This window comes from Segatella hominis, from assembly GCF_019249725.2.
Taxonomy (GTDB): Bacteria; Bacteroidota; Bacteroidia; order Bacteroidales; family Bacteroidaceae; genus Prevotella.
The window spans coordinates 965,902-978,309 of record NZ_CP137559.1 but is presented as its reverse complement, the minus strand read 5'-3'; the positions used below and the strand labels follow the sequence as shown (position 1 = coordinate 978,309).

10 protein-coding genes are annotated in these 12,408 nt (G+C 41.9%); 5 read left to right on the top strand and 5 right to left on the bottom strand.

Annotated elements, in window-relative coordinates; all coding sequences use genetic code 11:
• Positions 1 to 194 precede the first annotated feature (194 nt).
• The 3 genes from KUA50_RS03865 to KUA50_RS03855 all read left to right on the top strand — a co-directional run bounded on the left by KUA50_RS03865 (position 195) and on the right by KUA50_RS03855 (position 2,952).
• On the top strand, positions 195 to 1,112 hold the full coding sequence (locus tag KUA50_RS03865) for a DMT family transporter (protein ID WP_218456243.1): 918 nt from the start codon (positions 195 to 197) through the stop codon (positions 1,110 to 1,112).
• 135 nt (positions 1,113 to 1,247) lie between these two features.
• Positions 1,248 to 1,520: an ACT domain-containing protein gene (locus KUA50_RS03860; protein ID WP_022109789.1), complete on the top strand. Its 273-nt coding sequence runs from the start codon at positions 1,248 to 1,250 to the stop codon at positions 1,518 to 1,520.
• Between the two features lie 67 nt (positions 1,521 to 1,587).
• Positions 1,588 to 2,952, top strand: a complete 1,365-nt coding sequence (locus tag KUA50_RS03855) for a PFL family protein (RefSeq protein ID WP_118117456.1) — start codon at positions 1,588 to 1,590, stop codon at positions 2,950 to 2,952.
• Between the two features lie 449 nt (positions 2,953 to 3,401).
• Here the strand turns inward: KUA50_RS03855 and KUA50_RS03850 are convergent, their stop codons facing one another.
• The 5 genes from KUA50_RS03850 to mazG form a co-directional block, all read right to left on the bottom strand.
• Positions 3,402 to 4,772 carry an outer membrane beta-barrel protein gene (locus KUA50_RS03850; protein ID WP_218456244.1) on the bottom strand — a complete coding sequence of 457 codons (1,371 nt, stop codon included), beginning with the start codon at positions 4,770 to 4,772 and terminating at the stop codon, positions 3,402 to 3,404.
• Entirely contained in the window at positions 4,765 to 5,310 is a 546-nt protein-coding gene (locus KUA50_RS03845; RefSeq protein ID WP_218456245.1) for an RNA polymerase sigma factor, read from the bottom strand. Before KUA50_RS03845 ends, KUA50_RS03850 begins: the two co-directional genes overlap by 8 nt.
• A gap of 126 nt (positions 5,311 to 5,436) precedes the next feature.
• Positions 5,437 to 6,351, bottom strand: coding sequence for a ribonuclease Z (locus KUA50_RS03840; protein ID WP_118117449.1), 915 nt, complete (start codon positions 6,349 to 6,351; stop codon positions 5,437 to 5,439).
• Between the two features lie 117 nt (positions 6,352 to 6,468).
• Positions 6,469 to 7,032 carry a lipocalin family protein gene (locus tag KUA50_RS03835; RefSeq protein ID WP_218456246.1) on the bottom strand — a complete coding sequence of 188 codons (564 nt, stop codon included), beginning with the start codon at positions 7,030 to 7,032 and terminating at the stop codon, positions 6,469 to 6,471.
• Positions 7,033 to 7,190: 158 nt separating this feature from the next.
• Positions 7,191 to 8,147 carry a nucleoside triphosphate pyrophosphohydrolase gene (mazG, locus tag KUA50_RS03830; protein WP_218456341.1) on the bottom strand — a complete coding sequence of 319 codons (957 nt, stop codon included), beginning with the start codon at positions 8,145 to 8,147 and terminating at the stop codon, positions 7,191 to 7,193.
• Between the two features lie 176 nt (positions 8,148 to 8,323).
• On the opposite strand from mazG, the gene KUA50_RS03825 reads away from it, so the two are divergent.
• Both KUA50_RS03825 and KUA50_RS03820 read left to right on the top strand, forming a co-directional pair.
• Positions 8,324 to 11,005: a valine--tRNA ligase gene (locus tag KUA50_RS03825; protein WP_218456247.1), complete on the top strand. Its 2,682-nt coding sequence runs from the start codon at positions 8,324 to 8,326 to the stop codon at positions 11,003 to 11,005.
• A 109-nt stretch (positions 11,006 to 11,114) separates the two neighbouring features.
• Positions 11,115 to 12,404 (top strand): clostripain-related cysteine peptidase, encoded by a 1,290-nt coding sequence (locus KUA50_RS03820; RefSeq protein WP_218456248.1) that lies wholly within the window; start codon positions 11,115 to 11,117, stop codon positions 12,402 to 12,404.
• Positions 12,405 to 12,408: the final 4 nt, after the last annotated feature.

Below are 12,408 nucleotides of genomic sequence, written 5' to 3'. Positions count from 1 at the left end.
GGAGGATTCAAGGACTGGAGAAATCAAGAAGTGGAGGAATCAAGGACTGGAGGAATCAAGAAGTGAAGGAATCTGGAACTGGGAAACCAAGTACTTCAGGAATCCAGGACTATTGAAATTCTGGACTTCAGAAAAAGTAAATTAAAATATTAGAAAAAACAATAGGTAAATAAAAGGTAATAAGATTAAAATTTATGTGGTTAGTATTAGCATTTCTCTCAGCCACTTTGCTGGGATTCTATGATGCCTTCAAGAAAAAGGCACTTTCAGGTAATGCGGTGATTCCGGTGCTCTTTCTGAACACCCTCTTTTCATCGCTCATCTTTATTCCGTTCATCATAATGAGCTATACAGGAACTCAATTAGACGGAACGATTTTTCATGTAGCTGAAGGTGGATGGGAGGTTCATAAATATATCGTACTAAAGAGTATGATTGTACTGAGCAGTTGGACTTTCGGCTATTTCGGCATGAAGCATCTGCCTCTTACCATTGTAGGACCAATCAATGCCACAAGACCTGTAATGACGCTTGTTGGTGCACTGATTGTATATGGCGAGGTGTTGAACCTGTATCAGTGGATTGGTGTAATTTTGGCCATCATCTCTTTCGCCATGCTCAGCAAAAGCGGAAAGAAAGAAGGAATCGACTTCAAGCATGACAAGTGGATCTACTTCATCGTTTTGGCTGCCATATTGGGAGCTATCAGCGGTCTTTATGACAAATATCTCATGGCTCCCCCAGAGAATGGTGGCGTAGGACTGGACAGAATGATTGTACAGAGCTGGTACAATATCTACCAATTCTTCCTCATGGGAGCGATGATGCTCATGATTTGGTGGCCTAAGAAGAACAGTACCACCCCATTCCACTGGCACTGGTCTATCGTTTTCATCAGTATCTTCTTGAGCGCAGCAGACTTCGTCTATTTCTACGCATTAAGTTTACCAGGCGCCATGATCAGTATCGTGAGTATGGTGAGACGCGGAAGTGTCATCGTCAGCTTTCTCTTTGGAGCCGCCATCTTCCACGAAAAGAACCTCAAAGCAAAGTTTGTCGACCTGCTTTTGGTGCTCTTAGGTATGCTCTTCCTATATTTCGGAACTAAATAAGAAACAGGGAAATTACTGCAAAAAGAATATTCTTTCCATTAAAAACAATAACTTTTTGAATATTTATTTGGCAGTTCGATAATAAAGTGTTAATTTTGCAGACAAAATAATTACCAAAAACAAATAGATTTGATCATGAACAGAACAATTATTACAGTAGTGGGCAAAGATACTGTGGGTATCATTGCAAAGGTTTGTACCTATTTGGCAGAGAATGACATCAACATTCTTGATATCTCACAGACCATCGTTCAGGAGTATTTCAACATGATGATGATTGTTGACATGGGTAAGATGAAGAAGTCTTTTGAGAATGTGGCTGATGAACTTGCTGAGATTGGTAAAGGCATGGGGGTACAGATCAAAACCCAGCGTGAGGAAATTTTTGATATGATGCACCGTATCTAATCAATCCTGATATTCATTCAGGGTATCAGTTTGACACATTATTATATATATAGATAAAAATACAATTATGATCAACATATCTGAGGTTATCGAAACCAACAAGATGATTGAGCAGGAAAATCTCGACGTTCGTACTATCACAATGGGTATCAACCTGTTGGATTGTGCTGCAACAGATGTAGACGTGCTCTGTCAGAACATATACAATAAAATCACTCGCCTGGCCAAAAATCTGGTAAAAACTGGCGAAGATATCTCTAAGGAATTTGGTATTCCTATCGTCAACAAGAGAATCTCCATTACTCCTATTTCACTCGTAGGCGGTTCTGCATGCAAAACTACAGACGACTATGTGAAGATAGCCAAGACGCTTGACAAATGTGCCAAGGAACTCGGTGTAAACTTCCTGGGTGGTTACTCTGCCATCGTAAGCAAGGGTATGAGCAAGAGCGATGAACTTCTGATTCGTTCTATTCCGCAGGCTCTGGCGCAGACTGATTTTATCTGCAGTTCTATCAATGTAGGTTCTACAAAGACTGGCATCAACATGGATGCAGTCCGCCTGATGGGACAAATCATCAAGGATACTGCTGAAGCAACCAAGGACAAGGGTTCATTAGGTTGTGCTAAATTGGTTGTTTTATGCAATGCACCTGACGATAATCCGTTTATGGCTGGTGCTTTCCATGGTGTTAGCGAAGCTGATGCTGTCATCAGCGTTGGTGTCAGCGGTCCTGGTGTTGTAAAATATGCACTGGAAAGTGTTCGCGGTGAGAGTTTCGAGGTTTTGTGTGAAACTATCAAGCGTACAGCATTCAAGATTACACGTGTAGGTCAGTTGGTTGCTAAAGAGGCTTCTGCTCGTCTGAATATCCCATTCGGCATCATCGACTTGTCTCTGGCTCCTACTCCTGCTATCGGCGACAGTGTGGCTGATATTCTCAAGGAAATCGGTTTGGAGCATCCAGGAGCTCCTGGTACAACTGCTGCTTTGGCTTTGTTGAATGACCAGGTAAAGAAGGGCGGTATCATGGCTTCATCATACGTAGGTGGTCTGAGTGGTGCTTTCATCCCAGTAAGTGAAGACCAGGGTATGATTGATGCTGTAGAGGCAGGTGCTCTGACTATCGAAAAATTGGAAGCTATGACCTGCGTTTGCTCTGTAGGTCTTGATATGATTGCAATTCCTGGCGATACTCCTGCAACAACCATTTCTGGTGTGATTGCTGACGAGGCAGCTATCGGTATGATCAATCAGAAGACAACTGCAGTCCGCGTTATTCCTGTTGTAGGAATGAAGGTTGGCGATAATGTTGACTTTGGCGGTTTGCTGGGTCATGCACCTATCATGCCTGTCAACTCTTTCAGTTGCGAAGCTTTTGTAAACCGTGTAGGACGCATCCCTGCTCCTATCCACAGTTTCAAGAACTAAATTAGAAAAATCATATAAAAAAGAGAGGGTGCGTCATGGCTTATGACACTCCCTCTTTTTATAAAGCATTTCCTCAAAGGAAACGCATTTATAAGCTCTAATGAAGCGCTTTGTTAAGGTCTAAGTTTATTGAGATCTAATAAAGCGCTTTATTAAGGTCTAATGAAGCGCATCGTTAGGTGTTAATGAAGCGCATCGTTAAGTGACTAAAAAGCGCTTCATTAAGTGACTAAAAAAGTGCTTCTTCATCCGTCTATAATTTTCGAGGATTCAGGTTTCATAATTTCCGTCCCTGTACCCACTTTTATTTTCCCCTGCCCACGGAAAAATTCTTGCGTGGACAGGGAGAAAAATATACCCAGGCAGAGAAGGGAAACCATAAGTGTATTTGTAAGAAAAGGGAGTGTCATGTAGTTATGACGCACCCTCTTTTTTTATAATTAACTTTATTATTTCCCAACATTGAATCGGAGGCCAAACTGGATATTGAAATTCAACTTTTTATCTTTGAAGATATTTTCAATCTGACTTCCATTATCAAAGTAATATTTCATTCCTGGCTCCACATAAACTCCCAATTGAGGAATAAAATCATACTGGATACCAACAGATGCATTTGTTGACCATTGCATCTTATCACGTTTGCTTTCTTTTACTTCTCCATCCGTTTCGGTATGATTCTTAATATTTACAGCTCCTTCGCCACCTGCTGTCACGTAAGTATGCAAGCCTTTATATTCCCATACAGAATAACTCAAATTGAGCGGTATTCCAATATAATGGAGATCTTGGGTAGATACTGTACGAGTATCAGAAACTCCACTGATGAAATCCGAACTGACTTTGGTATAAACCAGACCCGTAGAGAGTTTCAACTTAGGAAGAAGATGAAAGCCCACCTGCATACCTACTGATATCGGTTGATGATGCTTGGTCTCTTCGTAGAGATCCGAAGTTGGAATCATGACCATATATCTTTCATCGAAGAGACTGGCAATCTGGGTGTTTTTGTCATAAAAGACCGGATCAGAAGAAGGCATAGAACTCATCAGTACAGGACTATTACCTCCTGATGTCTTCCCTATAAATCCATTCTCGCCGTACAACTGAAGTTTCAAGCCACCACGATGACGTTTGTCTTTACGTCCCAGTTCTTCATCCATACTGCTTTGTGCCAAAACAGTCCTTCTTCCGTTCTGAGCAGAAGACATTACATCACCTTCTGAAGTTATTAGAGAGTTTACTTTCCGAGAAGAACGGGATGAAGGAACCGTTTCTGATTTCTCATTTACAGAACGGGCAGAACTCTGAGTATCTAAATCTAAAGACAAAGCAGATTCAGAACTTACTAATCCTACAGAATTAGATTGAGCAAGAATGTTGTTCCTTGTCTGTCCGCCTCCAGACAAAGTTTGCAGTCCATCTTTAGACATCGCATTTTGACCATTAGCAGAGATTGATTTCTGATTATTATCAGAGATTGCTGCCTGACTATCTTTAGGGACTGCTGTCTGCCTTTTATCAATGAAAGTTTTGGAGCCTTTGTCAAATATAGCAGCAACTTCATTTTCTGCAACTTCATTCCACGGATGGAAATACACATAGGCCCCACCAGCAAGAAGGGCTGCTATTGATGCAGCTATAGAGAAACGACGCATTACAACAGAGCGAGCGACACCATTATTGCTATGGACGTTTTTATTCGCAAATACCTCATCTTGAGCTAACGATTGTTCTATGTTAGCCCACAACTCATCTCCGACTGGCATTTCATAGTCTGCCATCCGGTCGCGTAGTCTGTCTGTCCAATCGTTATTCATATTCCTTATTCTTTAGATAATTATTAATTTTGCTCGCTAAAAGTTTCTTGGCCCTCAAATACTGAGAAGCAGAAGTAGATTCCTTGATATCAAGCATCTCTGCAATCTCCTTGTGACTCTTTTGTTCAAAGACATAAAGATTTAAAACCATTCTATAACCATCAGGCAACTCACTGATTATCTGATTCAGAACTTGCGGTGGCACTTTATCGACGTCTGGTTCTTGTTCTTCTATCTCATCTGGGAACTCATCAACAAAAGAAAATTTCGCTTTCTGTTTGATGAAATTGATTGCCTCATTGGAAACAATCCTAAGAACCCACCCTTTCAACGATCCCTCACCCCTGTATTCAAACCTGTTGACAGAAGAAAGAATCTTCACGAAACTATCCTGAATGACATCATTGAGATCATCACGATCAGGGACATACCTCAGCCCTACAGCCATGGCATATCCCACATATCGGCTATACAGTTGATGCAACGCACTCCTGTCGCCCTTTTTGATATCATCCAATAATTCCTTTTCTGATTTCATTCTCTAACAACAAGTTTCCACAACTGGGTGGTCTAAAACTCATAGCCATTTATCTAAAAACTGAAAAATATGAAAATCTTGCATCAGATTTATATTTTTTTGCAAATTTCTTTTCTAGAAGCCATTTTAAATCTCAACTACATCTCCTTCCTGAGTTAAAAAACTATGAGGGAAAACGGCTTTTGCCTCATTGAGCAAAACGGCTTCACAATTATATCTTGCACTATAATGGCCTAAAAGAAGTTTACCAACATTGGCTGCTTTAGCTACAAGAGCAGCCTGCTTCGCTGTGGAATGATAATAAAGTTTGGCTCTATCCTCATTCTCCGAAGCATAAGTACTCTCATGATAAAGTACCGTTACATCCTGTATTTTTTTATAAAGCTCAGGCATATACTTTGTATCACTACAATAGGCATAACTTCTTGGCGTTTCTGCTGGAGTAACCAATTGGCTATTGTCAATAACCTTTCCATCCGATGTAATCCAATCTTTTCCTAACTTGATATTATTAATCTGACTTACTGGTATCTCATAATAGTCAATCATGTCACGTCGGATATGAGGCAATGTGGCCTTCTCACGGAACAGAAATCCACAACAAGGAACGCGATGCTGAAGCGGAATTGTTTCTACCGTAAGAGACTTATCTTCATAGATAATTTCAGACACCTTAGTATCAACGGGAACAAACTCGATTTTATATTCCATACCCGTCATAAAGAAATCTAACTGTTGTTTAAACAAACTCTCATATTCTTTTGGCGCATAGACTTTTAAAGAAGAGGTTCGACCTAACATTCCAAAGGTAGAAAGTAATCCGAGCAAGCCAAAGCAATGGTCACCATGGAGATGAGAAATGAAGATGGCATTAATCTTCCCAAAATGAATGCGGGAGCGCCTGAATTGTATCTGTGCGCCCTCACCACAATCTATCATAAAAGCCTTTCCTCGCAATTCAATAATTTGCGAAGTAGGATAATGTTTAAGGGTGGGCAATGCACTGCCACACCCTAATATATGAATTCTAAAAGGTTCCATTAAAACTTATCTAAAAAATAAATCATTTTCCTCTTACAAGAAGCTTATACCCAACATTTGAAAATATATTATACTATAACGTTAGGAAGTAAATTACACATTACGCCTGAAAGTAGATTATACTTGACGTTTGAAAGTAAAGATTCCTGCATTGTTTTCCAAATACATACTGTCAGGACCAAGTTCATCAATCATGAAAGTATCCTTGTTGAGCAACAACTTACCATTGAGAATTTTCCAGGATGTCCAAGGATTCTGTTCTGCCTTCACATGATTCTTGACCTCACCACCTTCAATAATCTCAAAATTCTTATCCAAGCTCGTCCACTTTCCGAGAAGTGAAGTCAGATTAATCACCTGCTGAGCAGCCACATCGCCCAGTCCTTCATTTTTTTGTCCATTCAATATCAAAGCAATTCTATCACCTGCCAACAAACCACCTTTCACGATGTTAGGTTCTTCATCATCGATAAAGACGTTCATGGTATCTCCAGCATCTGTTATCAACTGAAGATTATGCATTGTGGTACCGTCACCGCAAATACCATATATTGTCGAATCTGGAACATCAACATCTGTTGTATCAACAACAGAAATGACATTAGATGTTTTACGCTCTTTACAACTATTAACAACGAACAAGCTTACCAAAGCTATTGTTATAAAAAATAATTTCTTCATAATTAAATCTCCTTATTCTTTATTTTTCTCAATATTCGCGACATTGTCTGTATTCTCAGGAAACCAATAATCGCAGGATTATCTATATTCGGAATGTTGTCAAAATTTAAAACCATTCTTTACTATAGAATTACCTATACTCCAACTTTATAAAAAGATCAGCCTTTATTCGCCTCTTTTAGATTGCCTTCACACTTCTCTAAAGATTTAGCTTCATTCCATAGCTGATCCATTTCTTCCAATGAAATATCCTTCAGATTTTTTCCTCGTTTTAAGGTATGATCTTCCACATAATTAAAACGTCGGATGAATTTCTGATTGGTATGTTCAAGTGCATTATCGGGATTCAGTTTATAGAGACGGGCTGCATTGATCACAGAAAAAAGGAAATCACCTAATTCCTGTGTAGATTTTTCCTTATCTTCCTTTGCCAATTCTATTTTCAATTCATCAAGTTCCTCCTGAACCTTATCCCAAACATCCTCTTTGTTTTTCCAATCAAAACCTACATTTCTTGCCTTGTCCTGTATGCGATAAGCTTTAATAAGAGAAGGCAAGGCATTAGGAACACCGCTAAGCACTCTTTCATTTCCATCCTTCTCCTGCTGCTTAATCTGTTCCCAGGTTTTCTCAACAGCAGTTGATGTTTTAGGTTTGACTGAACCCGCCTTTACAAAAGAGTTCTGGTCATCATCAGAAGCAGAATCCTCAGACTCACATTTTTCTTCTTTATAAACCACCTGTCCATTTTCGTTGATATACATATCAGGATTGGATACGCTCCATTCTCCTTCCTCGTTCCAATTGATAAATGGATGTCGGAACATCAGTTTATCTGCTTCCTGATTGCAAACATCGCAGATATCAAACTCACCATCTTCTCGTCCGATGATACTGTAGAACATCACATGCTCCAAAACATCACCCAACTCTTTCTTGATATCTTTATAATCGCGTTTCATCAGTGCATCACAGAGTTCGAAAGTCTCCTCGATTGTATTCGGGCGAAGACTCTCGAATGTCTGTTTCTTATCCCATGGACACTGCAGGCGCAAACGGTCCTGCACATCCAACAAGCGACTGAACGCTGCCATTTTTTCTTCTTTCGTATGCATTTTATTCATATTCAACTTTAAAGGTTCATCATGCGCATCTCCAACTATCACGTTAAGAAAATGTGCAAAAATTAATAATTTTGATGCAAAGATAGTGTTTTTCGCCCAAAAAGTAGTATCTTTGCACTGTTTTTTAAAGAAAAAGAAAGAAAAAGAATAAAAATTAGATATAAGCAATGGAATTAGCAAGTAAATACGATCCACAAGCAGTGGAAAGTAAATGGTATCAGTACTGGCTCGACAACAAGCTTTTCAGCTCTAAGCCAGATGGTCGTGAACCTTATACAGTGGTTATCCCTCCACCAAACGTTACAGGTGTGCTTCACATGGGACACATGCTCAACAATACTATCCAGGACATTCTCGTTCGCCGTGCACGCATGGAAGGTAAGAACGCTTGTTGGGTACCAGGTACAGACCATGCCAGTATCGCTACTGAGGCTAAGGTAGTCAACCGCCTCGCTCAGCAGGGCATCAAGAAGACTGACCTTACTCGCGAGGAGTTCCTCAAGCATGCTTGGGACTGGACTCACGAGCACGGTGGCATCATCCTCAAGCAGCTCCGCAAGCTCGGTGCCAGTTGTGATTGGGACCGTACAGCATTCACTATGGACGAGACCCGTTCTCGCGCTGTCATCCACGTATTCTGCGATCTTTACAAGAAAGGTCTCATCTATCGTGGCGTGCGCATGGTTAACTGGGACCCTAAAGCTCAGACTGCGCTCTCTGACGAGGAGGTAATCTACAAAGACGAGCACTCTAAGCTCTATCATCTGAAGTATTATGTAGTAGAGCAGGACTGCCAGCAGGTGGATGAGGAGAACGTGATTCACAAGGATGAGAAGGGTTACTATGCCGTGGTAGCAACAACCCGTCCTGAGACCATCATGGGCGACTCTGCCATGTGTATCAACCCTGAGGATAAGAAGAATACCTGGCTGAAGGGCAAGCACGTGATCGTGCCTCTCGTAAACCGCGAGATTCCTGTCATCGAGGATACATACGTAGATATCGAATTCGGTACCGGTTGCTTGAAGGTAACTCCAGCTCACGATATCAACGACCACGCCCTCGGTTTGAAGCATGGTTTGGAGACCATCGATATCTTCAACGACAACGGTACCATCAGCGAAGCTGCTGGTCTCTATGTTGGCATGGATCGTATGGATGTACGTAAGCAGATTTCCATCGACCTTCAGAACGCTGGTTTGATGGAGAAGATTGAGGACTATAATAATAAGGTGGGCTTCTCTGAGCGCACCAATGTGCCTATCGAGCCAAAGCTCTCTACACAGTGGTTCCTCAAGATGCAGCACTTTGCCGACATCGCCCTTCCTCCAGTAATGGACGATGACATCGAGTTCTATCCTAAGAAGTATAAGAACACCTATCGTCACTGGTTGGAGAACATCAAGGACTGGTGTATCAGCCGTCAGCTCTGGTGGGGTCACCGCATCCCAGCTTACTACTTCGACAATGCCGGCAAAAAGGATTTCGTAGTAGCAGAGACCGCAGAGGAAGCTTTGAAGCTCGCTCAGGAAAAGAACGCCAAAATCAAGGCTGAAGATCTTGAGCAGGAAAGCGACTGCCTCGACACATGGTTCTCTTCATGGTTGTGGCCTATCTCATTGTTCGATGGAATCGAGAATCCTGACAACGAGGAGATCAACTACTACTACCCTACTTCCGACCTCGTAACTGGTCCGGATATCATCTTCTTCTGGGTAGCACGTATGATTATGGCAGGCTACGAGTATCGTGGCAAGATGCCATTCAAGCACGTATATTTCACAGGTATCGTTCGCGATAAACTCGGCCGCAAGATGAGCAAGAGTCTCGGTAACTCCCCTGACCCACTCGATCTGATTGACAAGTTTGGTGCCGACGGCGTTCGTATGGGTATGATGCTCAGCGCTCCAGCAGGCAACGACATCCTCTTCGACGAGAGCCTCTGCGAGCAGGGACGTAACTTCAACAATAAGATCTGGAATGCCTTCCGCCTCGTGAAGGGTTGGGAGACTGCGGATATCGAGCAGCCTAAGAGTGCAGAAATCGCCGTGAAGTGGTTTGATGCCAAGCTCAAGGAGGTGAACGAGGAGATGCAGAAGCAGTTTAAGGACTACCGTATCTCTGAGGCATTGATGACAGTATATAAGCTGTTCTGGGATGAGTTCTCATCCTGGTACCTGGAGATGGTGAAGCCAGCTTACGGCCAGCCTATCGACCAGAAGAGCTACGACGCTACCCTCCGCTTCTTCGATGCCCTCCTGAAGATGTTGCATCCATTCATGCCATTCATCACCGAGGAGTTGTGGCAGCACATCTACGACCGCAAGGATGGAGAGAGCATCATGCGCGAGAAGCTGGAGATGCCTGCACCTACAGCCGAGGAGCAGAAGTTGGCAGCCGATATCGAGGCAGTGAAGCAGATCATCGCCGGTGTTCGTACCGTTCGCAACCAGAAGAACATTGCCCAGAAGGAGCAGTTGTCTCTCCAGGTAGTAGGCAAGAACGATTTCGAAGTTTACAACGACGTGACTCTGAAGATGGTGAACCTCGACAAGATTGAGGTTATTGCCGAGAAGAGTGCCGATGCATCCAGCTTCATGGTAGGCACCGACGAGTTTGCCGTACCATTGGGCGACCTCATCGACGTAGCTGCCGAGATTGAGAAGGCAGAGGCTCAGCTCAAGCACCTGGAGGGCTTCCTGATGGGTGTACGCAAGAAACTCAGCAACGAGAACTTCGTAGCTCACGCTCCTGAGAAGGTGGTAGCCCTCGAACGTAAGAAGGAAAGCGACTCTGTAGAGAAAATAGCTACCCTGAAGGCTACTATCGAGGAACTCAAGAAGAAGTAATTATAAATAATCATGTTTAGTGTTTAGAATATCATGTCAGCTCATCATTTTTATGTTTTGCAATCATATATTCCTAAGCACTAAACATTTCATTTAAATCCTCCCCTAAATGAAACAGTTTGTTTACGGATTTATCTTTGCAATTGTATCCATCATCGGACTAGGAAGTTGTACAGAAGAAGCTTTTGACGTCGATAAAGTTAATAAGCAGACAATACTCGTCTTCCTACCTTGGACTGGCGGAAACTCAAGTATCGGATTGACAGAAGCTTTATCTAATAATATTGATAGCATCTGTGCAGGTATTACTGACAAGAAGGGACTCAACAATACGCGTGTATTGGTTTTCTTCAGCAATAATGCCAACAATAGTACGCTCTTTGATCTGACATATAATGATGTTACAAAAGAGGTAAGCAGGACTCCTATTAAAACTTACGAAGGCTCAGCCTACAATTCTGCAAATGGATTCGCAGATCTTCTCAATGAGGTAAGACAAAATGCAGAAGCACTTAACTATGCCCTGATTATTGGTGGTCACGGTTGCGGCTGGTCTTGCGCTGACGATTGGATAAATTATCCAAATCAGGCAAAATCATTCAATACACAGCAAACATTTGATACCTCATTTAGCGGCATTCAGTTTGGCGCAGACCCAAACAATCCTACAACCCGCTTTTTCGGTAGCGTAGATCGCAAGGAAAATTCAATAGATCTAAGCACATTGGTGGAAGGTATCAAGCAAAGCGGCATCAAAATGCAGTATATCCTCTTCGATGCATGCTATATGGGAAATGTGGAGACAGCATACGAGCTGAAGGATGTCACAAACTATCTCGTCGCTTCCAGTAGTGAAATCATGGCTAAAGGAATTCCTTACCGCTCAATGTGGAGCTATCTTAATGGAACAACCCCAAACTATAGCAGTCTTGTAAATGGCATCGTAAACTTCTACAAGAATAGCAATTCTCCATATTGCAATATGGCTGCCATCGATTGCAGACAATTAGATGCGCTGGCAAATGTAATGAAAGAAATCAATCAAAAATATACATTAGATACCACGATTCCTCTCGACTCCATCCAGCCACTCGATGGTTTCTTACCACATCTTTCCTACGACATGGCAGTATATGTTGACAGTTTGAAGCCAAGCGGTTATCTAAAAGAACAATTCAGCAACCAACTGAAGAAAACAGTCAAAGCTGCAGCACATACTGATTGCGTATATACAGCTTTAAGACTGTATCCAGAAGCAACAATTAAGATCAAGAATTATTGCGGTCTTTCAATTTCTGACCCAAGCCAGCATCCTGTTGCTATCAGAGGTAAAGAGAAAACTGGCTGGTGGAAAGCTACACATGAACAAAAGAAGATCATACATTATATAATATCATAAGCAA